Raw genomic sequence first — 23660 nt, forward strand, 5'->3', positions numbered from 1 at the left:
TGGCTATTCAACAGGATGTTGATTGCGCCCTCCTATAGAACAGGAGGCGAACGCTTGGAACCGGTTTTTATCGAAATAATGCCACGGCGGCTAAAATCTGCCGGTGATAAACAGCCTTTGTCGGGCGCCACGTCTTGCATAACGCGTCCCCTTCCCCGATTTTGCTGAGCATGCGTCCCGCCATTCTCGATCCGCTATTTGCTTCCGTCTCCACCCTTGCCGGTGTGGGGCCGAAGCTTGCCGACCTTCTGGCCAAACTGCTGAGCCGGGAAAATGCCAACGACACCCGCGTGATCGATCTTCTGTTCCACGCGCCATCAAACGTCATCGACCGGCGCAACCGCCCGGGCATCGCGCTTGCCGCTCCCGGCGCCATTGTCACCATTCAGGGACGTGTCGACCGGCATCAGCCAGCTCCACCAGGCAATCGTTCCGCGCCCTACCGTGTTTTCCTGCATGACGAGACCGGGGAACTGGCGCTCACCTTCTTCCGCGCCAAGGGAGACTGGCTTTCCAAGGCCTTGCCCGTCGATGAAGAGGTTCTCGTCAGCGGCAAGGTGGACTGGTTCAACGGCCGCGCCTCCATGGTGCATCCGGATTTCATGGTGAAACTCTCCGAGGCCGAGAACCTGCCGCTGGTCGAAGCCGTTTATCCGATGACAGCCGGGCTGTCTCCGAAGGTGCTGCGGCGGGCAATTGAAGGCGGACTTTCGAAACTGCCGGTCTTTCCCGAATGGATCGACGAAACGCTGAAGACCCGGCAGGGGTTCGGCGACGTGGCATCGAGCTTCCGTGAGTTGCACGACCCACGCGACAGCGCCGATATAGAGCCACAGGCCCCGGCGCGCCGACGGCTTGCCTATGACGAATTCCTCGCCGGACAATTATCGCTGGCGCTGGTGCGGCAAAGACTGCGCAAGGTCGCGGGCCAGCCGATCCGCGCCAAGGGGGACATTGCTGCAAAAATCCTGTCGCAACTACCCTTCTCCCTGACGCCGAGCCAGAATGCCTCGGTGAAAGATATCCTGACCGATATGGCCAGCGAGGACCGTATGTTGCGGCTGTTGCAGGGCGATGTCGGCGCGGGCAAGACGCTGGTGGCGCTGATGGCTATGGCAACCGCCGTCGAGGCCGGAGGACAGGCGGTGTTGATGGCCCCGACCGAAATTCTTGCCCGGCAGCATTTCGCCACCATCTCCAAACTCGCCGATGCCGCGGGCATCACGGTTGAGGTGCTGACCGGCCGCACCAAGGGCAAGGAGCGTCGCGAGATCGAAGAACGCGTGGCCTCCGGTGAGGCACAGATCGTCATCGGCACCCACGCGCTGTTCCAGGACAGCGTGAGTTACAAGAACCTCGTGCTGGCCGTGGTGGATGAGCAGCACCGTTTCGGCGTACACCAGCGCCTGCGTCTCACCGCCAAGGGCATCACGCCGCATATGCTTGTTATGACCGCCACGCCCATTCCGCGCACGCTGGTGCTGGCCGCCTTCGGCGACATGGATGTATCAAAACTCACCGAAAAACCGGCTGGCCGAAAACCCATCCAGACCGTGACAATCCCCACAGAGCGCATCGGCGACATCGTCGAGCGGCTGCGCGCCGCGCTGAAGGAGGGCAAGAAGGCCTACTGGATCTGCCCGCTGGTGGAGGAGACGGAAGAGTCCGACCTGATGTCGGCGGAAGAACGACATGCGGTTCTCTCGCAGATGCTCGGTGTCAATATCGGTCTCATCCATGGGCGCATGAGCGGCCCGGAGAAGGACGCCGCCATGCTGGCTTTCAAGAACGGCGAAACCCGGCTGCTGGTGGCAACGACAGTGGTGGAAGTGGGTGTCGACGTTCCGGACGCCACGATCATGGTCATCGAACATGCCGAACGTTTCGGCCTGGCCCAGCTTCACCAGCTGCGTGGCCGGGTTGGACGCGGTGACGAGGCCTCCACCTGCATCCTGCTCTACAAGGGGCCGCTCAGCGAAAACGGCCGCGCCCGACTTTCCATCCTGCGCGACAGCGAGGACGGCTTCCTGATTGCGGAAGAGGATTTGAAGCTGCGCGGCGAAGGCGAACTCCTCGGCACCCGCCAGTCCGGCACCCCGGGCTTCCGCATCGCCAGCCTCGAAGCCCATGCCGATCTCCTGGAAATCGCCCGCAAGGACGCCGCCTATGTCATCGAGCGCGACCCCGAACTGACCGGCCCGCGCGGCGAAAGCCTGCGCACCCTGCTCTATCTGCACCGCCGCGACGAAGCTATCCGCTTCCTGCACGCCGGCTGAAAGTGAACCGCCATGAACATGATCGACCCACGCCGCCCACCGCCCGCCTTCAGAAAGGGCTACGCGCTCTGCTCGCCGCAAAACATCCTGCAACCCGACACCTTCGCCAAAAGCCAGAAGAAAGCGATCGGCAAGGCCTTCAAAAAGCCCGGCCGCAAGAAGGCATGGACAGAGGCACTGGAACAGGGCTGGAGCGTGCGGCTGGTCTATATGCGGCTTTTCGTCCCCGTGTTCCATGCGACCACGACGGGAACAGAGGTGGATGATCTCGATGACGAGGATTGATTTGGTCCATTCAATAGACTAATCTAAAGCGAGATTTAACGCTTAAGGATAGCCATGCAGATATCCGTAACTGATGCAAAAGGCCAACTGACAGAATTGGTACGACGCGCCGAGGCCGGGGACGAAATCATTCTCACCCGGCATGGTCATGCAGCAGTGCGGCTGGTTCCAGTGGTTGTTGTGGCGGATAAAAAATCCCGCAGGGCCGTGCTTGATAAAGTGCGCGCGGCCGTCGCGACCAAGAGCGACGATGGCCCGGATGCCGCGCATAGTCAGGATTTCCTTTACGACGAGCACGGCCTTCCAAAATGATGGTCATCGATACATCTGCTCTGCTTGCAATCCTGCTTGATGAACCCACAGCAGATGCATGTGCCATGGCTCTCGATACGGATGAACCATTGCTGATATCCGCCGGTACGCTTGCCGAAGCTGTTATCGTAGCGCAAAGACGTGGCCGCAGCCGGGAACTCGAGATGCTGATCGAAGGGCTGAGCGTCGAAATCAAACCCGTTACTGCTAAATCAATCCGTGGCATTTCGGAAGCCTATCGCGTCTGGGGAAAGGGTATTCACCCCGCCGGGCTGAATTTCGGAGATTGTTTTGCCTATGAGCTGGCAAAAGCTGAAGGCTGCCCTTTGCTTTATGTCGGCAACGACTTTTCGCAAACAGATATCAGCGGCCTCCTGTAACGCTCAAACCGGCGCAATCATTTTCGGCGGCGTGAAATCCGGAGCCACCAGTCCACCTGAAATCAGCAGTTTCGCCGCGTCTTCCGGTGTCATGTCCAGCATCACGATCTTGTCCTTCGGCACGAACAGCAGGAAACCCGCCGTCGGCACCGGAGTCGGTGGCAGGAAGACGGCAACCATCTCCTGGCCCATCTCGTTGAAGCGATGGGCAAGCTCTCCCTTGACCTCCGAGGATACGAATACCATCGCCCAGGTGCCGGGTGACGGAAACTCGATCAGGCCGACCTTCTTGAAAGAGTTCGAATGCTCTTTCAGGACGGATTCGAACAGCTGCTTGATGCTCTTGTAGATCGGCCGCACCAGCGGCATGCGGTTGAGAACGGATTCGCCGACGCCGACGATCCATTTGCCAATGAGGTTGTTGCCGAGAAAGCCGATGAGCGTGATGCCGATGACGGCGATCAGCAGGCCGAAGCCGGGGATCGCCACATCGAAATATTGCTCGGGATCGTAACGGGCGGGAATATATGGCTTAACCCAGCTATCCGCCCATTGCAGGAAGCTCCATACCAGCCACATGGTGATGGTGACGGGCGCTAGGATGAGGACGCCCGTGAGGAAGCTGTTGCGCAGACGGGCTGCGAATGAAATTTTGACTGGAATATCGGTCATTTACCGTTCGGAATTAAGCGTTGTCGCTATCGAAACCCGGATGAAAACCGACAATGCCGGATGGAGTTCCGCCATGCAAGCGAAGAACTGTGAAATATTCGTCAGGAATCCCCTTGCCGCTCAGGCCCTCAACATGGCGAAAACCGAAGCGGCCGTAATAGTCCGGATCGCCAGCGACAACTGCGCCAGAAGCACTCAGACGGTCCAGCGCGGCAAGCCCTTCCCGAACCAGCCCTGAGCCGACACCCTGCCTTTGCCGGTCCGGCGCCACCGATAAGGGCGCAAGACAGAACCAGCCGGTCTCGCCGCCCGACAGTGTTACCGGTGAAAAACCGATATGGCCGATGATGCCTTCGCTGTCCTCGGCAACCAGAGAAACAGTCAGCGCACCGGCCTTGCGAAGCCGTTCGATGATCACATGTTCCGTCTTGTCGCTGTAGTCGACGTTACGGAAGGCATCTTCCGTAACGCGAGCAATCGCCTCTTCATCACCTTGCCGCTCCGGCCGGATGGTCATTCCACCGTCACCGATTTCGCCAGATTGCGTGGCTGGTCCACATCCGTGCCCATGAAGACGGCGGTGTGATAGGCCAGCAGCTGGATCGGCAGCGAGAAGACCATCGGCGCGATCAGCTCGTCGACATTGGGCAGCGTGATCGTCGCCATGGTGTCGAGCTTGGAGGCAGCGGCACCCTTCTCGTCGGTGATGAAGATGATGCGGCCACCGCGCGCGGCCACTTCCTGCATGTTAGAAACGGTCTTTTCAAAAAAGCGGTCATGCGGCGCGATGACGATGACAGGCATGTTCTCGTCGATCAGTGCGATTGGCCCATGCTTCAGCTCGCCGGCTGCATATCCTTCGGCATGGATATAGGAAATTTCCTTGAGCTTCAGTGCGCCCTCCAGCGCCAGCGGGAAGCTGGTGCCTCGGCCGAGATAAAGTACATCCTTGAAGCGCGACAGATCGCGCGACAGCGCCTCGATCTGCGGCTGGATGAGGTTCAGCACCTTGCTCATGATGCGCGGCATCTCGATAAGCTGCTGCACAAGCTCCTTTTCCTCGCCCGGCTTAAGCGTACCGCGCGCCTTGCCCGCGGCAACCGCGAGCGAAGCGAGCACGGCAAGCTGGCAGGTGAAGGCTTTGGTGGAGGCCACGCCGATTTCCGGGCCGGCGAGGATCGGAAAGATCGCATCCGATTCGCGCGCCATGGTCGATTCACGTGTATTGACCACTGCGCCGATCTTCAGTCCCTCTTGCTGGCAGTAACGCAAGGCCGCCAGCGTATCGGCGGTTTCGCCCGATTGCGAAATGAACAGCGCGGCCTGCGTGGGAACGAGCGGGATCTCGCGGTAACGGAATTCCGATGCGACATCGATTTCCACCGGCAGGCGCGCGTAACGTTCGAACCAGTATTTGCCGATGAGTCCGGAAAGATAGGCCGTGCCGCAGGCAGAAATGGCAAGGCCGGAAAGCCTGGCGAAATCGATTGCCGTGTCGGCATCCTTCACGGTTTTGGAGGCGAAATCCACATAGTGGCTAAGCGCATGGGAAATGACTTCCGGCTGCTCGTAGATTTCCTTTTCCATGAAATGGCGGTGGTTGCCCTTGTCGACCACGAAAGCCGTCGCCTGCGAAATCTGGCGCTCGCGTTTCACCGGCTTGCCGGAGAAATCGATGATTTCCGCACCGTCACGGGTCACGATGGCGCAGTCGCCATCTACCAGATAGGTGATCTCATTGGTGAAAGGCGAAAGCGCGATCGCGTCGGACCCCAGGAACATCTCGCCCCTGCCGTAACCGACGGCAAGCGGCGGGCCGGAGCGCGCCGAAAGCAGCGTATTGGGATCGTCCTGAAACATCACCACCAACGCATAGGCACCGGTCACGTGGTTCAGCATCTTCAGCATCGCCTCGCGATGGCCAAGCCCTTCGCGGGTGTATTTTGCCAGAAGCTGCGCCACCACTTCGGTGTCGGTCTGGGTGGTGAAGGTTGCACCCTCGGCGCTCAGTTCCTCGCGCAGTTCAGAGAAGTTTTCGATGATGCCGTTATGAACGACGGCAACGCCTTCGACGAAATGCGGGTGGGCGTTGGTTTCGTTCGGCACGCCATGCGTCGCCCAGCGCGTATGCGCGATGCCGACGACACCTGGCAGCGGCTTTTCAGAGACCAGCTTTTCCAGATTGAACAGCTTGCCTTCCGCCCGGCGACGGTCCATCGCGCCATTGTCGATGGTGGCAACACCCGCCGAATCGTAACCGCGATATTCGAGGCGCTTCAGCGCATCGACAAGCCGTTCAGCAACGGGCTGCGTTCCGACAATTCCGACAATTCCGCACATATATTTCTCCAGACGGCGATCTCTTCACCGAAACTTCCAGAGTATTTCCGCCTTTCCCTGAAATGCGAAAATACACCACTTTTTTGTTCTGATGCATTTCCGGACGTAAAACCGCTGCGCACCTTTACTGGAAATGCTTTAACCGTTTCTCTGAAATCGGCAATTATCCCGCCGGTCACTTTCAGTATCGCTCGGTAACGTCATCTAAGAGGATTTTTTCTTCGCTTCCTTCAGCGCTTTCGCCCGCTCGCGCAACGCGACCGCCCTGCCCGGTTTCACCTCCTGGCGCGCGCGCCCGAAAGCCAGCGCATCGGCAGGCACGTCATCGGTAATCACGCTGCCGGAGGCGATATAGGCCCGCTCTCCAATGGAGACGGGAGCAACCAGCGACGAATTCGAGCCGATGAAGCTGTTGGCTCCGATCCGCGTTTCGGACTTGTTGTAACCGTCATAATTGCAGGTGATGGCACCCGCGCCGATATTGCTGCCTGCACCCACGAAAGCATCGCCGATATAGGTCAAATGGTTGACCTTTGCGCCCTCGCCGATCTCGGCCTTCTTGACCTCACAGAAATTGCCGACCTTGGCATTGGGATGCAGGTTTGCACCCGGACGCAACCGCGCAAAGGGACCGACAACCGCACCCTCGGCCAGATAGGCCCCTTCCAGATGCGAAAATGCATGAATGATCGCACCCGGCTCGATCGTCACGCCGGGACCGAAAACGACGTTGGGCTCGATCAGGACATCCTGACCGATCTTCGTATCGAAGGAAAGGAATACTGTCTCAGGCGCGATCATCGAAACACCGTCGACCATCAATTCGTGACGGCGGCGCTCCTGCCAGAGCCTCTCGATGAAGGCGAGTTCGGCGCGGTTGTTGCAGCCGGTCAATTCCTTTTCCGGCGCATCGATGGCAATGGCGCGGCGGCCGAGAGAACGGGCGATCTCGACGATGTCAGTCAGATAATATTCGCCCTTAACATTGCTGTTGCCGATCCGATCCAGCAGATCCAGCGCATTGCGGCCGTTGATGGCCATCAATCCGCTGTTGCACCAGGTGACCTTGCGCTCCTCGTCGGTGGCGTCCTTTTCCTCGCGGATCGCGACCAGCTCGCCATTCTCGACCAGAAGCCGCCCGTAACCCGTGGGACGGTCGGTATGGAACCCGATAACGGCGACATCGGCACCGTCGGCAATCGCCTCGCGCGCCCTGTCGAGCGTGGCTGAGGTGATGAGCGGCACATCGCCATAAGCGACGATGACATCGTCAAAACCGCGTTCGATCGCCTCGCGTGCGGCAAGAACCGCATGACCGGTGCCCTTGCGTTCCTTTTGCAGGAAAGCCTCGACCTGCAGGCCCTTGAGACTTGCCGCAGCAGCGACATTGTCGGCATCGCGCCCGACCACCAGCGCCACCGCGCCGACGCCCGCTCCAGCAACAGCCTCCACCACATGCCCGATCATCGGGCGTCCAGCGACCGGATGAAGCACCTTGGACTTCGAAGACTTCATGCGCGTGCTGTCGCCCGCTGCGAGAATAACGGCTAGAGAGCTGCGCTCCATAAGACCTCCAACACCCCGTCACCGGCCACAGGCGGCCCGGACAGGGGCAATGTTTGACTTTACGCCGGCCGGCACTGCGGACGGGCGTATGGGTGATTTCTTTCCGGCACTGCTATAACGGCGCCCCACTTAAGAAACCATGCAAATCTCCACCAAATTTCCACGCCGATTTTCATCAAACGTGATCAGCGGCAGGCTGGCATGATCTATGGGCGGGAGTTACGGGCCGTGAATTCGAGTATCTGCTGACGGCCGTTTTCAATCAGCCTTTCCATCTCGCGCCGGGCTGCCCCCTCATCGCGCAGGCGAAACGCTTCGACGAGTCGCAGGTGAGAGGCGGACACGTCGGAAATCTCGTTGGGATCGGCTTCCGGGTTGCTCATCCGGAAAATGCCCGCCAGCGCCGCCTTTATCAGCGAACCGACGGTGCGCATGAACGGGTTGCCGGACATTTCGGTGATGAGAACGTGGAAATTCATATCCGCAAGCGCGCGCTTTTCCTTGGAATAAGCCGTGTTGCCCATCTCGTTGGCGTAAGCGACAAGCCTTGCGATATCGGCGTCTTTTGCCCTGGCGGCAGCAAGACCCGCGCCATAGGGTTCGAACGCCTGGCGGATATCGTAGAGATGCAGCAGGAATTCCTCGCTGACACCAGCCTCGAAGTGCCAGAGCAGCACCTCGCTGTCGAACATGTTCCAGCTTTCGCGCTCCGTCACACGGGTACCGATGCGCGCCTTGGGGGAGATCATGCCCTTGGCGGTGAGCGTCTTCATCGCCTCGCGAAGCACCGTTCGAGAGACTTTCAGCCGCTCCATCAACTCGGCATCGCCCGGCAGGATGTCACCCGTCTTGAAAACTCCGGACACGATATCGAGACCGAGCTTGTGAACGACCTGAGCATGATTTGTCCGCAACTTTCGAAAACCGATCGCCGCATCGAGCATTCCGCGCTGCAAATTCCATGTCCTTCCGTTCGGTTGAAGATGTAAAAATCGCGCCTGACTTGTGTAATCCAGGAAAGCAGCCCGATTTTCAACGCAGAATACAGTGAAAAACATCAACGCGCGTGAAAAGCAAAGCCAAACTTCGTTCGAACAATAAAACACATCAAAATAACAAAGACCGCGCATGAATTGCATGCGCGGTCCCGTTAGCAGCTAGTACCTGCGTGTCATATTATTGCGGCAACTTGTCGTCCACGCCGGCAACGTAGAAGTTGAGGCCGAGCAGAACGCCGTCTTCAGCCTTCTCACCCGCCTTCAGCCATTCCGAACCGTCCTGCTTCTTCACCGGACCGGTAAAGGGGTGCAACTCGCCCGACTTGATCTTGGCTTCGGTTTCCTCAGCCATCTTCTTCACGTCATCAGGCATGTTGGTGTAAGGCGCCATGGTCAGGATGCCGTCCTTCAGGCCGTCCCAGATGGATTCGGACTTCCACGTGCCGTCAAGCAGGGCCTGCGTGCGCTTGATGTAATAAGCGCCCCAGGTATCCTTGATCGCGGTCAGCTGTGTCTCCGGACCGGCCTTGATCATATCGGAAGCCTGACCGAAGGCCTTGATGCCGCGCTCGGCTGCAACCTGCATCGGAGCCGTCGTGTCGGTGTGCTGCGTCAGGATATCGACGCCCTGGTCGATAAGCGCCTTGGCAGCATCGGCTTCCTTGCCGGGGTCGAACCAGGTGTTGGCCCAGACAACCTTGACCTTGAACTCAGGATTGACGGACTGCGCGCCCAGAACGAAAGCGTCGATGCCCATCACCACTTCCGGGATCGGGAAGGAAGCGATATAGCCGGCAACACCCTTCTTCGACATCTTTGCGGCGATCTGGCCCTGAATGTAGCGGCCTTCATAGAAACGCGAATTGTAGGTCGCGACGTTTTCGGCGGTCTTGAAGCCGGTGGCGTGCTCGAACTTCACCTTGGGGAACTTCTGGGCAACCTTAACGGTCGCATCCATGAAGCCGAAGGAAGTGGTGAAGACCAGCTCACAGCCGGAACGTGCCATGCGCTCGATGGCGCGTTCGGCATCCGGGCCTTCCGGAACGCTTTCGAGGAACGGCGTTTCTATCTTGTCGCCGAAATGCTTCTGCAGCTCTTCGCGACCGATTTCGTGCGCCTGCGTCCAGCCGCCATCGGTGCGGCTGCCGACATAGATGAAGCAGACCTTCTTTGCGTCGGCGGCCTCAGCCGAAGAAACGACGCCTCCAAGAGCCGCTATGGAAGCAGCAAGTGCGATGACCAGTTTTTTCATTTTTACCCCTGTTTGGTTTGGAGACTGGAAGTTTTTCTCACCGGTCCGGCACGAAGGATTTGCCCAGTGATGCCGGCGTGTTGATCAAGGTCGTGCGGCGATTATGCGAGATGATGACCAGCACGACAATAGTTGCGATATAGGGCAGCGCCGAAAGCAGTTGCGACGGCACGCCAATGCCGAATGCCTGGGCGTGCAACTGCCCGATGGTGACAGCGCCGAACAGATAACCGCCCGCGAGCACCCGCCATGGACGCCAGGACGCGAAGACGACGAGCGCCAATGCGATCCAGCCACGCCCGGCCGACATGTTTTCCACCCATTGCGGCGTATAGACCAGCGAAAGCTGCGCGCCGGCAAGCCCCGCGCACGCACCGCCGAACATGACAGCCAGATAGCGTGTGCGGATGACGTTTATGCCAAGCGCATGGGCAGAACCGTGATTGTCGCCGATGGCGCGGATCTTGAGACCCGTGCGGCTCTTGAACAGAAACCAGCTTATGCCGGCAACGAGCGCGATGGACATGTAGAAGATCAGGTCTTGCCGGAACAGCAAGGGGCCGATGAAGGGTATCTCCGACAGCACCGGAAAGACGATGGGCTGCAGCTTGACGCCCGGCAGGCCAACGAAGCTTTCGCCCAGCATGCCTGAAACGCCAAGACCGAGAATGGTCAGCGCAAGTCCCGTCGCCACCTGGTTGGTAACGAGCGTCAACGTCAGGAAACCGAAGAGCAGCGAGAAAACCGCGCCCGACGCGATACCGGCCAGAATGCCGAGATAGGGCGAACCGGTCATATGCGCAGCAGCGAAAGCGCAGACCGCACCCATGATCATCATGCCCTCGACGCCGAGATTGAGGACGCCGGAGCGTTCCGCCACCAGCTCGCCCGAGGCGGCAAGGACGAGCGGTGTGGCGGCAGTGATGACCGTGAGAAGGATGGCCTGAAGCATATCCATCATGCCGCTCCTTGGCTGTTATGCGCCTTGCCGGTGAAGACGATCCTGATGCGGTAAAAGATCAACGTATCGCAGGAGAGTACGAAGAACAGCATCAGCCCCTGAAACACACGCGTAACCTTGTCAGACACACCGATGGAAAGCTGCGCCGCCTCACCACCAAGATAGGTCAGTGCAAGCACCAGCCCGGAGAGGATGATACCGAGCGGATTGAGGCGGCCGAGAAAGGCGACGATGATGGCGGTGAAGCCGTAACCCGGAGAAATGCTGGGCTGAAGATGGCCGATGGAGCCGGAGGCTTCCGAAATGCCCGCAAGCCCGGCAAGCGCGCCGGAAAGCAGCATCGAAAACCAGACCATGCGGCTCGATGAGAAACCGGCAAAACGCCCTGCCCGCGCCGATTGGCCAAGAACCGTGACCTCGAAGCCTTTCAGCATGTAACGCATCATGAACCACAGCGCGATGGCCGCCACGATGGCAAACACGAAACCCCAATGCGCCCGGCCCGATGCCAGCATTTCCGGCAGCACTGCGCTCTCGTTGAAGGGTTTCGTCTGCGGGAAGTTATAGCCGCCCGGATCGCGCCAGATGCCGCGCGTCAGCCAGTCGAGAAAAAGCTGCGCGACATAGACCAGCATCAGGCTGACGAGGATTTCGTTGGTGTTGAACTTCGTCTTCAACAGCGCCGGAATACCGGCATAGAGTGCGCCACCGATGGCGCCCATAACCAGCATCAACGGCAGGATGAGTGGCGAATGCCAATCCGGATAAAGCACCGGCAGGATGGAACCGGTGATCGCGCCAATGGTGAATTGTCCTTCCGCGCCGATATTCCAGTTGTTGGAGCGATAACAGATAGACAGGCCAACCGCGATCAGGATCAGCGGTGCGGCCTTGATCGCCAGCTCATGCAGCGACCAGACCTCCAGCAGAGGCTCGATGAAAAAGGCGTAAAGCGCATCGAGCGGATTTTTGCCGAGTATGGCGAACATGATGGCGCCGACAAGCAGCGTCAGCACCAGTGCCAGAAGCGGCGAGAGAAGGGTAAATAGCTTCGAGATCCCTGCCCGTTTTTCAAGCTCAATGCGCATGCTGGGCGGCTCCTGACTGTGTGTGGACGCCGCCCATCAGCAGGCCGATCTTTTCAAGCGTCATGTCTTCCACCGGATAGGCCTGCGAAAGCTGCCCATCGGAAATGACCGCGATATTGGTGGCGACCTCGAAGATTTCATCGAGGTCCTGGCTGATGACGATGACGGCAGAGCCGGCTTTGGCGAGATCGACCAGCGCCTGCCGGATACGGCTCGCCGCCCCCGCATCCACACCCCATGTCGGCTGGTTGACAACAAGCACGGCCGGTTGACGATCGAGTTCGCGCCCGACGATGAATTTTTGCAGATTGCCACCTGACAGCGATCCCGCCAGCGGATCTGCCCCGCTTTTGCGCACATCCATGGTTTCCGATATGCGCCGCGCCGCCGCCTTGATAGCTGAACCCCTGACGATGCGCAGAAAACCGCCCGTCAGAAAGGCCTTACGGTCGGAGCGCGCCCGCGCCAGCAGAAGATTGTCGGAAAGGCTCATGCCGGGAACCGCGGCATGGCCGTGGCGCTCCTCGGGTACGAAACCGGCGCCCATCAGCCGTCGGCCATTGATGCCGATGCGGCCGACCGGCTTGCCGCGGAGATGGATCGCATCATTATTATAGACGGGATATTCGCCCGAAAGCGCATCGAACAACTCGCCCTGCCCGTTTCCGGCAACCCCGGCAATCGCCAGCACTTCGCCGGCGCGCACAGTCATGGAAACCGCTTTCAACGCCACGGCAAAGGGCGTGCGTGGCGCAACGGAAAGCCCCATGACTTCGATCTGCGGTTGACCGAGGGCATCGCCCGTCGGTCGCGAAACGCTTGCGACATCGCTGCCTACCATCATGCGCGCCAGAGATGCCGGTGTTTCCTTGCGCGGATCGCAGGCGCCCGTAACCTTGCCATGGCGCAGAACGGTGGCGCGGTCGCAGATACGCTGCACCTCTTCCAGCCGGTGGCTGATATAAAGCACCGAACGGCCTTCGGCCTTCAGCTTCGCCAGCGTCTCGAACAGCTTGTCCGCCTCCTGCGGTGTCAAAACCGAGGTCGGCTCGTCGAGAATGATAAGGCGCGGGTTCTGCAACAGGGCGCGCACGATCTCGATACGCTGGCGCTCGCCAACCGAAAGATCGGCGACATGCGCATTGGGATCGAGAGGCAGGCCATAGGCGCGCGAAAGCTGTTCCGCTTCCTTGGCGATTTCCTTCAATGAAATTTTCGGGTCCAGCGACAGGGCGATGTTTTCAGCAACCGTCAACGCCTCAAACAGGGAGAAATGCTGGAAGACCATGCCGATGCCGAGCCTGCGGGCCTCGCTTGGCGAACCTATGGAAACCGGCTGACCCTGCCAGATGATATCACCCTCGCTCGGCGAGAGCACGCCGAACAGCATCTTGACGAGCGTGGACTTGCCCGCGCCGTTTTCACCCAGAAGCGCGTGGATTTCGCCCGGCGCTATATCGAGGTCGATGCCGTTGCATGCGACGAAATTGCCGAACAGCTTGGTCAGCTTGCGAACGGACAGGAGAGGCACGGCCTCCGGCGCCATAGTTCCAGTCACGAATTCCCTCTCTACACTGGCTACCCATGCTTTCTTTGAAGCATTTCAGCAACCGTGGTCATTGTTCCCAATCAGGCTACAACACGTATGCAATGCTGCGCGATCATGATTTATTGATAACTGTTTTGCTGCTGCGCACAACTGAAAAAGACGTTGCTTAAATGCAATTTGCACAAGCAATAAACGGCTTTACGCTTTTCTTATTTCGCGCCGAGCGCGGGGAAAAACTGCAATATTCCGCCGATGCAATAGAGATAAAGCCCGCTCGCCACAAAGCCGATCACCGCCCAGGACGGCGTTTCGAAATGCATCAGCAACGCATAACCGCCAAGCGCGCACCAGACGAACACGATTGCCAGATTAAGCGGCCGCAATCGCTTCACGCGCACCGGATGCAGGAAATTGATCGGCAGGAATGTCAGGAACACCGAAACGGTAACGACCGTCATGGCTGTTGTGGCGCTGGCATCCATGACGAACAGCGTGAACACCACCATGTTCCACACCACCGGAAAGCCGGAGAAGAAATATTCGTCCGTCTTCATGCCCATGTCGGCATAATAGATGGCGCTCGACACCACGATCATGCCAGCCGCAACGAAGGACAGCGGCTCACCGATCATGCCGCTCTGGTAAAGCGCAAAGGCGGGCAAGAGCACATAGGTGACATAGTCGATGATATTGTCGAGCGTATCGCCGGACCAGTTGGGCAGAACTTCCTTCACCCGAACCTTGCGGGCGATGGGTCCGTCAATGCCATCCACCAGCAGCGCAAGCCCCAGCCACCAGAACATGTCGACAAAGCGGTGTTCGGAAGCGGCGACGACGCCAAGAAAAGCCAGAAATGACCCGGATGCCGTCAAAATATGAACGGAAAAGGCGCGGATTTCCGCGTAGGGAACACGCTTGTAGTTGAAAATTTTCATGGTCAGCGTCTGCGCCCCGCTTTTCATCCGCCCTGTTCATTCCGGTATGCGGCCATTCACCACGCTTTGCAACCGGCTGATCTGGCTTATCCTAGGACTAATATAGCGGTACAACCAACGAATGTTTACGCCGGGATGTTCCGGGGTCAAAGTGGATTTACCCGCGCAAAGCCTTTATGATGCCTTGGAAATAACAACGGATCAGGACCATGAGACACTTCGATATCGCCATCACTGGTGCGGGACTTGCGGGCCAGATTGCGGCCATAGCGCTTGCGCGGGCGGGCCGCCACGTGGCGCTTGTTGCGCCCCCCAACGAAAAGAAGGATCGGCGCACGACCGCGCTGATGGACCAGTCGATCCGCTTCATGGACCGCCTTGGCCTCTGGTCGCGCATAGCCCCTGCCGCAGCCCGTCTTTCCACCATGCAGATCATTGACGGCACCGACCGCCTGCTGCGCGCGCCCACCGTGCAGTTCCGCTCCTCTGAAATCGGGCTGGATGCATTCGGCTGGAATATTCCCAATGAGGCGCTGCTTGGCGTGCTTAGCGAAGCGGTCGAACAGGAACACAATATTACCCGCTTCGAAACCACCGCCGAGACGATTGATATCGGCAACGACCGTGTATCGGTAACACTTGGCGATGGTGAAGCGCTCTCCGCAGATTTTCTGATCGGCGCGGATGGCAGGAAGTCGATGGTGCGGGATGCAGCCGCAATTGGCGTCAAATCCTGGTCCTATCCGCAGACGGCCATCGTTTTGAACTTCAGCCATAGCCGGCCGCACGGCAATGTCTCGACAGAATTCCATACGCCCACGGGACCTTTCACGCAGGTTCCCCTGCCCGGCGACCGCTCCAGCCTCGTCTGGGTTGTCACTCCAGCGCAAGCGGAAGAGCTGACGACACTGCCGCTTGAAGCGCTCAGCCTCAGGGTGGAGGAGCGCATGCAATCCATGCTCGGCGCCGTTACGGTGGAAGACAGCGTGCAGGCATGGCCACTGTCTTCCATGACCGCGCATCGCTTCGGCAAGGGCCGCGTCGCCCTGATCGGCGAGGCTGCACATGGTTTCCCGCCCATCGGCGCACAGGGTCTGAACCTCAGCCTGCGCGACATCATCGCCCTTACCGACCTGCTCGGCGCCGTCTCCGACCGCCCGATTGCGGCGGATGCCGGCAGTAGCTTCGACCGCAAGCGGCGGGCGGATGTCTACACCCGCACCCTCAGCGTCGATCTCCTCAACCGGTCGCTGCTTTCCGATCTACTGCCGGTGCAGATGGCGCGTGCGGCTGGTCTGCATGTGCTATCCGGCATCGGCACGCTCAGAAGCATGGTCATGCGCGAAGGCATCGAGCCGGGGCGCGGGCTGAAGGCCCTGCCCTCGCTGCTGTTCGGCAGCTTCAAAAAGGCTGGATGAAATAAACCACGCCCGTCAGCGTGAAGACCGAAAGCACCGTCGAGATCAGGATCGTCGCCGACGCCCTCTCCTGCCAGACGTGATATTGCTGGCCGATGACGAAGACATTCGTCGCGGTCGGCAAGCCCGCAAGCAGCACGGCGGAATAGATCCATACCGGTTCGAACCGCCCGAGCGACGAGAGCACAAGATAAGCGGCAAGCGGATGCAGGATAAGCTTTGCCGGGACGATATAGCTGATTTCGACCGGCACCCGCTTCATTGGCCGCAGCGCCAGCGTGACACCCATGGCAAACAGAGCGCATGGTGCTGCCGATTGCGCCAGATAGTCCACCAGCCGCTGCACCGCCTCCGGCGGCTGCCATGACAGCGAAGCGGCCAGAAAACCGGCGATTACCGACACGATGAACGGGTGAGTAATGACCTTGCGCGCCACATCCAGCGCAAGCCTTGCTGCAGAGCGCTTGTCACCGCCCGCAACCGCCATCATCGCCGGTGCGACGATGAAATGGGCGGCGTTTTCGAGACAGACGATCAGCGCGACGGGCACTGCCGCTTTTTCACCGAGCGCCAGAAGCGCGAGCCCCGGACCCATATAGCCAATATTGCCGTAGCTTGCCGCGAAACTCTGGATCGTCGTTTCGGCGAGATTGTTCTTTCTCACGAACCGGCCGATCAGGAACACAGCCAAGAAAATGCCGTAGGTGCAGGCAAGACTGGCGGCAACGAAATCCATGCGCGTCAGTTCTTCCACCGGCGTTTTCGACACCAGCTTGAAAAACAGCGCCGGAAGCGCCGCATAGATGATGAAGGTGTTCAGCCAGCCCATCGCCTCGACCGGCTGTTTCGTTATGCGCGCCGCGCCGTAGCCGATGAAGATCAGGCCGAAAAACGGCAAAAGCAATCCGACGATATCGGCCACAGTCTTTCCCCCGCATATGAAATACGCGGGGAGGCTTAGCCGATTTTCATCAGGATCGGAAAGGTCTCCTGGAACCAGATCGCCACATTGGTGATGAAACCGGTCATAAAAGCGAGGCCGGTGAGCACCAGCAACACACCCATCAGCTTTTCCACAAGACCGAGATGGCGGCGGAAACGGACGAGGAAACGCATGAAGGAACCGGAAAAGGCGGCAGCAATCCAGAATGGCACCGCAAGGCCAAGCGAATAGACCGCAAGCAGCATTGCGCCATCGCCAACCGTGTCACGCGAGGCGGCAACGCCGAGGATCGCGCCGAGGACAGGACCGATGCAGGGCGTCCAGCCGAAGGCAAAGGCAAGGCCCATGACATAGGCGCCGGAAAGCGTGGCCGGTTTGCCCGCCCCCTGAAACCGCGCCTCGCGCGAAAACAGGCCAATGCGGAAAACACCGAGAAAGTTAAGGCCCATCAGGATGATGATGAAACCGCCAATCTTGGCGAGAATATCGAGGTTCTGGCGCAACAGCGTGCCGATCGTCGAAGCACCGGCACCCAGCGCCACGAAGACCGTGGCAAAACCGAGCGTGAAGAAGAAAGCCGAAAACAGCACGGCCCGGCGGATTTCAGGCCGCGGCGCGGTATTCTCCGTCCTGAACTGCTCCACCGAAACACCGGCCATATAGCAGAGGTAAGGCGGCACCAACGGCAGGACGCAGGGCGACAGAAATGACAGGGCACCGGCCAGAAGCGCGCTGAACAGGGAAATATCGGCAATCGACAAGAAAGAACTCCGCATTGACGCATGTCTCCCAAAAGCGGGAATCGGTTTTGGGATAACGTCACGCGCAAAAAGATCAGCAAGGCACGTCGCGATTCCCGAGATTCGCCGCGTTTCACGCTCTCATTTTGGCGCATGCCATTGCCGCAAAACGATTTCACCCGTTTGCCAGACATGTCTGAAGCCGCTTTTATCCCCAGCCGCCCCCTCTCTCCAATCACCTTTTCGGGGGTGCGACAAAAAAAACCGGATTGATTGTAGAAAGCGCTTTTTTTGGGTTGACCGAACGGATCGCTCTACCTATGTTCCGCGCACTTCCGAAGGGCATCCCAGCCCCGACACGGGAGAGCGTAGCTCAGCCGGTAGAGCAACTGACTTTTAATCAGTAGGTCCAGGGTTCGAATCCCTGCGCTCTCACCACCTAACCACCTGAAATCATTGATAAAACCGGCGTATTAGCGATCGCTTGCTTACATCGCAGTTTGCGTAGTTTGCTGACAGTTTGCAAAAGTCGTTCTGTGGACGTTCTGGTGGTGCAACCTATGCGACATAAAGAAAATCCCCGCCGTGGTTAGTGGCGGGGGTTGATGGTGAGCGATGCAAATAACTCTTTCTACCTAATTTTCCTGCGCAGTTGCGCTGCGGTAGTAGTCGACCACTCGGGTATGTACATTAGTACCGGCGACGCATCATCGCCGCGCCAAATGGGTTGATCGATACCCCAGAAAAAGAAATGCGCGGTCGATCCATTGTCCAGAGGTTTAGTCTTTGCTTCGCCTTTCCTAGTGTAAAGAACAATCAAGTCCCCCTTATCTACCAACGAGTAAGGGAACCAGAATGTATTAAGGGCCTCAATGGCTATCTCATCTCCAACTTGGAGATTTCTGGTAAGCATGAAATCCCCAATGTCCGCCGGCTCAGTCACCTTTAAAGTGATCCGTTCTTTCTGTGGGTCGCCGGCTTCTATGATAGATCGTAGAGCTATCTTCATGATTTTTTTACTCGCGCAATTATAGCTCCGGCAACAAATATTCCCCCAGTTAGCAAAAGCACGGCAGCCAACGGCTGGGTTCCCCAGACGCCGGGTACGAAACCTAATATCGCAGAGCCGGCAGCCAACGACGCATTTGTCACAACTTCAAAAGCTTTGTGCACGGTGAATCGTGCTTCAAGAACGGCGTGCTTTTTATCCATCTCATGGAAATGGTTTCTGTATGATGACGCAGCCGCCAACTCCTCTTCCAAACGGTCGAGCTCAGCAAGAAGCATCTTTTGAGTTCCCGGGTTTGAAAGCTCGCTCTCCTCGATTTCTCGTCTGATAGAACTTAACGATCTTCGACCCTTGATTGATCCAGCGGCGACTGACTTTGTTGCCTTCTGAACTTCATCATCTAATGACGGCTCCGCTTCGCTCACGCTACCCCCCTATGTCTATAGCTGACCGAGGGCTAACATGTGTCCATCCCCCACATCAAGCAGCGTCGCCCAGATGCCAGTGCAGGACTGCATCAAGCTGATACTGCAGGTCGGCAATGTCGCCAATGTTGTGAACCTCCGCATCCGGATCCCCACACCCCGCCTCGCTCTCGTGCGACCCACCGATGCCGCCCCGACCAGCAAGACGCCAAACCACGCCACCGAGCTTGCGCACCTCGTCTGCTTCATTCGGGAATCGGCAGTCGTCGACAACGACGCGGCCGCCTTCGGCGATAATCAGGTTGACGCGACGCACCCATAACTCAATCCAGAAGGATGGCCCGATGCAAGCGCGTCCCCACTGTGTGCCGAGTGTCTGCATAGCGTGACGCGGCGTGGCGCCCTGAAGCCATTCGCACGGCTCCTCCTTCAGCTCTCCTTCAATCTGCGCTTCGCTCAGACCTATCGCCCGCAGCATATCCTTCAGCGGCCCTGCGAACTTAACGAGCTTGTAGCCGTGCTTCTCGACCAAGTACTTGCTGGCCGTGCTCTTGCCGCTGCCAGCCAGGCCGGTGAGTGCGATGACAGACGGTAGAATAGCTGTGCTGGCCTTCCCGATCGCCGCGCCGAGTGCGCGCAGCTCGGCAGGAAAGTTATCATTCGCCGGTACGGCTGTGAGGCAGCCGGTGTCTTTGGATGTGATGGTGTCGCCCAGCGTGAAGTTTCTACGAAAGTCCTCCATGGCAGCCTCGTAAACAATTGACGATTTCGCGATTACCGCGTTCATTCGGTTGATCATGTCGCTCATACCGTCTCCTCAATCTTCTTCTTGCCTTCGACCGAGGGCGTCACCACCGGCCTGAATCGGCGCAGCGCAAATGGTGGATCCTCTTCGCCGAATTGCGGGCAGACGCCGCGGTTGACGCCAGCCAGCCTGATACCTGCGTAATCACCGCCAAGGTACGTGCGGCACATGCCTAGCCACGTTGCTGTGTAGGTCTCCCCGGCACGAATGCCGAGGTATTGCTCTGGGAGGGTGGTGTCGTCGATGCAGACGACTTCGTCGCCGGGCTTAATGGTCATGATGCATTTCCCTCCAACAGCGCAATTGCCTCGCGAAGGTCGGTGGCATATTGCCGGTCCCGCTTGGCACCATTTCGATGATCGAGATGCATGCGGACGGCGTAAGTATTGTGATCACCGGTTCGTTCGTCAAACCGACGCATCTGTTCAGAAAGGGCCTCGGCTACTGCCTCGCTGTTCACAGCACAAGCCTCGTCTTCATCCAGACGCTTTTTTAGTCGCTCAATGAGGCTGGTCACGCTGCCTCCTTCATTTCCGCCCGATCGCGAATCGCGCCCATGATCTCCTTCACGGTGGTCCACGGCACGACGACGTTGCGGGTGCACTCATCGCCATCCTCGTCACGATCATCGACTCCAAAGCTGAACTCGCCGATGTATGCGGCCTTGGTCTCGGCGCTCGGCGTCAGCGCTTCCTGCAATCGCTCGACCTTCCCACGCAGGTGCGCGAGAGAAAGATCGTGGAAGCACTCGTTGGTGAACTCTGGAGCGACGTCGGCCGGGATGGCGTAGTGCTCTCGATAAGAAGGATTGTAGACGTTTGCTATAGAGTAGCGCGACGCCGTTATTTCTTCCTCACTCCACCGGCCCGCCTTGTCGCGAATGCCGGTGTAGCCTTTGTGGCCTGGACATTCGTAGAGGTCTCGCTTCAACAGAACATACTGGGTCACGCTACCTCCTCCGGCACAAACGCCGTCACCTCAGTCCTGACGACCTTCCTCAGTCTCCCCGACCCGCCGCAGGTTCGGCACTTCGTTTTGATGATGTCGTAGTCGCGCCGATGATAATCGGTCATCTCGTGGCGCTCGGTGTAGCCGGTGCCCTCGCAGGTGCCGCAGATGATGATTGAGGTTTGGGTCATGCCAGCCATACCCCCAACCAGATAAGCCCTGAGGCTGGCCAGAAGGCGGCGACGATACCTGAAATGATCAATGTCCCCGGCCCATAAGTGATAGTTTTGGCAACCAAGAAGCCATACGCGACCAAAGCGACGGCGCTGTACGTCAGCCAGAACAGGGTAGCTTTTGCGTCTGTGCTCATCACGCCCTCCCCGCCATCAACGCATCAAACGTAGCCAGGAATTCGAGTTCCGCCTCCTCCGGCGACCAGTACCGCAGCTTCACGCCAAGCGGCTTATCGTGGCGGGCGTGCCAAGGCATCTGGCGCAGATTGACTAGCTCATCGGCAATGATGCGGTTGTCTGCGTCGTGCACCTCGCGTGGCAACTCTTTCGGCAAACCGAACCGAGCCGCAATCGCCAACCAGTTATCCTGCTCGATCGCTCGGTAGTTTGTCAGATACGGTTTAAGCGGGCGAGGAATGTCCACGCAGTAGGCTTCGGGCGCGTCGTGCAAAAGGCCGGCCAGAGCCACCTCCGGCGCGTGCGTTGCTGCAAGGTGACGGGCAATCAGGACTGAATGTTCGGCGACGCTGTAGAACTTGATGCAGTGCCCTGCGTAGCGCGCCTGCATGGCGAGGGAGTGCGCAATATCCTCGATGTGGACTTCATGCGGTCTCGGAGACATCGGCCAATATTTGCGACCGGTGAAGGTTTGCATGAAATCGCCGGCGCGGGGTGGCACGTTATCATTGGCGGCCACGTACTTATCGAGCGTGCCGAAGGTGGTTGTGGCGATATAGTTGGCTGATCTGGGTGCAGGTGGTCGATCACCCTCCCCAGTCGTCACTGGTGAAAATGCCATCGTTAAGTCTCCTCAGTGGTGTGGTGGTGACGGAAATGCAGGGGTTCTCGCATTCCGTTACGGCTCCTGCGATCTAACTTTTACAGAATCTTCCTCTAAGCCTCTGGAACGTCTTACAATTTTATCTATCCCCGCTTTTTCCCATGTGCGCCACACTGTATCTTGTGGTTAAAAAACGGTTTCAATCTATGGCTTGACCGCCGTCCTTACGGCGACCATATTGCCATTGTGGTGCCAGCGAATCTTTCACTGGAGCACCAAATGAATACCTTCCTTAAGTTCAGGCACGGTAAGACCGAGGGTGAAGCCAACAACACTCTTGGCATGTTGCTGCTTACTGTCATCGCCGTGACGTACAGGCTTGCGCCGTTAATTGCCCTCGGCGCTGGCGGGTACTGGTATGTTCGCTAGGGCGTCACGCCACCGCCCTCACCGGCTCATTGTCATTCGCCGCCGCATACCGCCCGGCGACCATCTCCGGCCGCAACGTGGCGCGGGCCACTTCGCCGTAACGGCGCGAATATGTGATGACCTTGGCAGACCGGCCCGACAGCCAACCGCCGCCAGCGGCATAAGCATCAGGTGCGGCAAGCGTTTCGTGGCGCTCGACATACATCAGCGCCGATTTGCGGCCTTCATCGCTGTGCAGGTGGCCGACGTGCGCAAAGGCGTACTTCGATGCGCCGAACATTTCGCGGAACATGCCTGCCAACGTCGCATCGACCTGGGCCACGCCACGCTTATGGCCGTGGTGATAGAAGAGTGCCGTGTCGCCCCACTTGTAGGCGTGATAGAGCATAGGGCTGGTATCGACCGACACGCGCGGCTCGTTCTCGTAGATCGTCGCCAGAAGCTCTCGCACCCATACGGACGAGGCGGGGTCATGGTTGCCAGAAGCCATGACGACGTGAACGTGCTTGTGCTTTTGCAACAGCATATCGACGACGCGACGCAGAGTGCGAATAACGACGCGGACCACCTTATGCAGGCGGGAATCGGCGTCGAGAACGTGCTTATGCGCAGGCGTCACGCTCTCAAGAGCATCATGGTGCAAGAGGTCGCCGAGCTGCGCGAGAACAGCTGTGTGCGCCTGCGGAGCGCCAGCCACAGCGGCGGCAAACCAATCCAGCAGCAACTGCTCGGCCAGACGGAGATCGTAGTCAGCACCTGTCTCCTCGCGGTGAGCGAGCATTCCGAAATGACTGTCCGTTACAACGAACTGGTTGAGCAGGTCTTCTTCGACGTGCTGCGGCGCAGGCATGATGGTGATGCGCGGCAGGTCCTCTTTTAGACCGTCGACCATAGCACGGAAAGCAACGAGCTGGCCTTCTGTCTCCACCGCCGTCTTCTGCCACTGCTGGATAACGCGTCCCTCAGCATCGACGAGCGCAGACACGCCTTTGACAACGTGACCGGTCGGAACTGCGAACTTCTCGCCGCGCTCCGGCGCTTGCTGGATGAACGTGCCGCTCGGCGTGTTGCTGATGCGGCTGATGCGAAATCCCGGCAGGACAGGTTCGGTTCCAAGAAGGCCAGCCTCGGCTGCGCGTTTGATGCTCTCGGCAAGAGCGGACTTGCCGATACCAAGCGCGGCGGCAGCCTTCACGAGCGTGCCGTGCTCTCGGTATGCGTCGGCTCTTCGTCGTAGTTCTTCGGTGGGTAGCATGCGCTCTCCTCGATGTGGTGGTTGAGGCCGCTTGGTGCGCGGCCTGATGTTACTCTGACA

Annotated in this window: 26 protein-coding genes and 1 tRNA gene; 6 read left to right on the forward strand and 21 right to left on the reverse strand. The window is 58.8% G+C overall.

The window, feature by feature from the left end; genetic code table 11:
- Positions 1-170 precede the first annotated feature (170 nt).
- From recG to ACZ5A6_RS07180, 4 genes are read left to right on the forward strand one after another with little or no spacing between them, the layout of a single operon-like run.
- Positions 171-2276, forward strand: a complete 2106-nt coding sequence (gene recG, locus ACZ5A6_RS07165; RefSeq protein ID WP_174061391.1) for an ATP-dependent DNA helicase RecG — start codon at positions 171-173, stop codon at positions 2274-2276.
- A 12-nt stretch (positions 2277-2288) separates the two neighbouring features.
- Positions 2289-2561 (forward strand): hypothetical protein, encoded by a 273-nt coding sequence (locus tag ACZ5A6_RS07170; RefSeq protein WP_003515743.1) that lies wholly within the window; start codon positions 2289-2291, stop codon positions 2559-2561.
- A 54-nt stretch (positions 2562-2615) separates the two neighbouring features.
- Entirely contained in the window at positions 2616-2873 is a 258-nt protein-coding gene (locus tag ACZ5A6_RS07175; protein ID WP_003515745.1) for a type II toxin-antitoxin system Phd/YefM family antitoxin, read from the forward strand.
- Complete coding sequence (locus ACZ5A6_RS07180) at positions 2870-3253, forward strand: type II toxin-antitoxin system VapC family toxin (protein ID WP_112674246.1); 384 nt, start codon at positions 2870-2872, stop codon at positions 3251-3253. Before ACZ5A6_RS07175 ends, ACZ5A6_RS07180 begins: the two co-directional genes overlap by 4 nt.
- Positions 3254-3256: 3 nt before the next feature.
- On the opposite strand, the gene ACZ5A6_RS07185 is transcribed toward ACZ5A6_RS07180, so the two are convergent.
- The 10 genes from ACZ5A6_RS07185 to pcsA all read right to left on the reverse strand — a co-directional run bounded on the left by ACZ5A6_RS07185 (position 3257) and on the right by pcsA (position 14614).
- The gene (locus ACZ5A6_RS07185) at positions 3257-3925 is read right to left on the reverse strand and encodes a DUF502 domain-containing protein (RefSeq protein WP_003515749.1); all 669 of its coding nucleotides are present in this window, start codon (positions 3923-3925) and stop codon (positions 3257-3259) included.
- Positions 3926-3938: 13 nt separating this feature from the next.
- The gene (locus ACZ5A6_RS07190) at positions 3939-4442 is read right to left on the reverse strand and encodes a GNAT family N-acetyltransferase (protein WP_174061392.1); all 504 of its coding nucleotides are present in this window, start codon (positions 4440-4442) and stop codon (positions 3939-3941) included.
- Complete coding sequence (gene glmS / locus ACZ5A6_RS07195) at positions 4439-6265, reverse strand: glutamine--fructose-6-phosphate transaminase (isomerizing) (protein ID WP_111799528.1); 1827 nt, start codon at positions 6263-6265, stop codon at positions 4439-4441. The genes ACZ5A6_RS07190 and glmS overlap by 4 nt, the downstream gene beginning before the upstream one ends.
- A 204-nt stretch (positions 6266-6469) precedes the next feature.
- Positions 6470-7831, reverse strand: a complete 1362-nt coding sequence (gene glmU, locus ACZ5A6_RS07200; RefSeq protein ID WP_065687274.1) for a bifunctional UDP-N-acetylglucosamine diphosphorylase/glucosamine-1-phosphate N-acetyltransferase GlmU — start codon at positions 7829-7831, stop codon at positions 6470-6472.
- Between the two features lie 206 nt (positions 7832-8037).
- Entirely contained in the window at positions 8038-8775 is a 738-nt protein-coding gene (locus ACZ5A6_RS07205; protein ID WP_003515757.1) for a FadR/GntR family transcriptional regulator, read from the reverse strand.
- A 232-nt stretch (positions 8776-9007) separates the two neighbouring features.
- A complete protein-coding gene (locus ACZ5A6_RS07210) occupies positions 9008-10081 on the reverse strand; it encodes a BMP family ABC transporter substrate-binding protein (protein ID WP_003515759.1) in 1074 nt (357 codons plus the stop codon).
- 37 nt (positions 10082-10118) lie between these two features.
- Positions 10119-11039 carry an ABC transporter permease gene (locus ACZ5A6_RS07215; RefSeq protein ID WP_019566110.1) on the reverse strand — a complete coding sequence of 307 codons (921 nt, stop codon included), beginning with the start codon at positions 11037-11039 and terminating at the stop codon, positions 10119-10121.
- The gene (locus ACZ5A6_RS07220; RefSeq protein WP_065687273.1) at positions 11039-12130 is read right to left on the reverse strand and encodes an ABC transporter permease; all 1092 of its coding nucleotides are present in this window, start codon (positions 12128-12130) and stop codon (positions 11039-11041) included. The genes ACZ5A6_RS07215 and ACZ5A6_RS07220 overlap by 1 nt, the downstream gene beginning before the upstream one ends.
- Positions 12120-13676, reverse strand: coding sequence for an ABC transporter ATP-binding protein (locus ACZ5A6_RS07225; protein WP_174061409.1), 1557 nt, complete (start codon positions 13674-13676; stop codon positions 12120-12122). The genes ACZ5A6_RS07220 and ACZ5A6_RS07225 overlap by 11 nt, the downstream gene beginning before the upstream one ends.
- A 212-nt stretch (positions 13677-13888) precedes the next feature.
- Positions 13889-14614, reverse strand: coding sequence for a phosphatidylcholine synthase (pcsA, locus tag ACZ5A6_RS07230; RefSeq protein ID WP_111790347.1), 726 nt, complete (start codon positions 14612-14614; stop codon positions 13889-13891).
- 209 nt (positions 14615-14823) lie between these two features.
- Here pcsA and ACZ5A6_RS07235 point away from each other — a divergent pair, with 209 nt between their 5' ends.
- Positions 14824-16032, forward strand: coding sequence for a UbiH/UbiF family hydroxylase (locus ACZ5A6_RS07235; protein WP_111799526.1), 1209 nt, complete (start codon positions 14824-14826; stop codon positions 16030-16032).
- Here ACZ5A6_RS07235 and ACZ5A6_RS07240 read toward each other — a convergent pair.
- Both ACZ5A6_RS07240 and ACZ5A6_RS07245 read right to left on the reverse strand, forming a co-directional pair.
- Positions 16016-16954, reverse strand: a complete 939-nt coding sequence (locus tag ACZ5A6_RS07240; RefSeq protein WP_003515770.1) for an AEC family transporter — start codon at positions 16952-16954, stop codon at positions 16016-16018. The genes ACZ5A6_RS07235 and ACZ5A6_RS07240 overlap by 17 nt on opposite strands.
- Positions 16955-16989: 35 nt before the next feature.
- Entirely contained in the window at positions 16990-17736 is a 747-nt protein-coding gene (locus tag ACZ5A6_RS07245) for a cytochrome c biogenesis CcdA family protein (RefSeq protein ID WP_025593718.1), read from the reverse strand.
- 341 nt (positions 17737-18077) lie between these two features.
- Here ACZ5A6_RS07245 and ACZ5A6_RS07250 point away from each other — a divergent pair.
- A tRNA-Lys gene (locus ACZ5A6_RS07250) sits at positions 18078-18153 on the forward strand.
- A gap of 567 nt (positions 18154-18720) precedes the next feature.
- Here the strand turns inward: ACZ5A6_RS07250 and ACZ5A6_RS07255 are convergent.
- The 9 genes from ACZ5A6_RS07255 to ACZ5A6_RS07295 all read right to left on the reverse strand — a co-directional run bounded on the left by ACZ5A6_RS07255 (position 18721) and on the right by ACZ5A6_RS07295 (position 23600).
- Positions 18721-19149: a hypothetical protein gene (locus ACZ5A6_RS07255; RefSeq protein ID WP_464110842.1), complete on the reverse strand. Its 429-nt coding sequence runs from the start codon at positions 19147-19149 to the stop codon at positions 18721-18723.
- A 55-nt stretch (positions 19150-19204) separates the two neighbouring features.
- A complete protein-coding gene (locus ACZ5A6_RS07260; RefSeq protein ID WP_464110843.1) occupies positions 19205-19957 on the reverse strand; it encodes an AAA family ATPase in 753 nt (250 codons plus the stop codon).
- Positions 19954-20232, reverse strand: a complete 279-nt coding sequence (locus tag ACZ5A6_RS07265; protein ID WP_464110844.1) for a hypothetical protein — start codon at positions 20230-20232, stop codon at positions 19954-19956. Before ACZ5A6_RS07265 ends, ACZ5A6_RS07260 begins: the two co-directional genes overlap by 4 nt.
- Complete coding sequence (locus ACZ5A6_RS07270) at positions 20229-20471, reverse strand: hypothetical protein (RefSeq protein WP_464110845.1); 243 nt, start codon at positions 20469-20471, stop codon at positions 20229-20231. The genes ACZ5A6_RS07265 and ACZ5A6_RS07270 overlap by 4 nt, the downstream gene beginning before the upstream one ends.
- Positions 20468-20902, reverse strand: a complete 435-nt coding sequence (locus ACZ5A6_RS07275; protein WP_464110846.1) for a hypothetical protein — start codon at positions 20900-20902, stop codon at positions 20468-20470. Before ACZ5A6_RS07275 ends, ACZ5A6_RS07270 begins: the two co-directional genes overlap by 4 nt.
- Entirely contained in the window at positions 20899-21093 is a 195-nt protein-coding gene (locus tag ACZ5A6_RS07280) for a hypothetical protein (RefSeq protein WP_464110847.1), read from the reverse strand. Before ACZ5A6_RS07280 ends, ACZ5A6_RS07275 begins: the two co-directional genes overlap by 4 nt.
- Entirely contained in the window at positions 21090-21272 is a 183-nt protein-coding gene (locus tag ACZ5A6_RS07285; RefSeq protein ID WP_464110848.1) for a hypothetical protein, read from the reverse strand. The genes ACZ5A6_RS07280 and ACZ5A6_RS07285 overlap by 4 nt, the downstream gene beginning before the upstream one ends.
- A complete protein-coding gene (locus ACZ5A6_RS07290) occupies positions 21272-21934 on the reverse strand; it encodes a hypothetical protein (protein ID WP_464110849.1) in 663 nt (220 codons plus the stop codon). Before ACZ5A6_RS07290 ends, ACZ5A6_RS07285 begins: the two co-directional genes overlap by 1 nt.
- Before the next feature lie 415 nt (positions 21935-22349).
- Positions 22350-23600 (reverse strand): oxidoreductase, encoded by a 1251-nt coding sequence (locus ACZ5A6_RS07295; RefSeq protein WP_464110850.1) that lies wholly within the window; start codon positions 23598-23600, stop codon positions 22350-22352.
- Between the last annotated feature and the right edge of the window lie 60 nt (positions 23601-23660).

This window comes from Agrobacterium sp. 6Ca8, assembly GCF_055382765.1.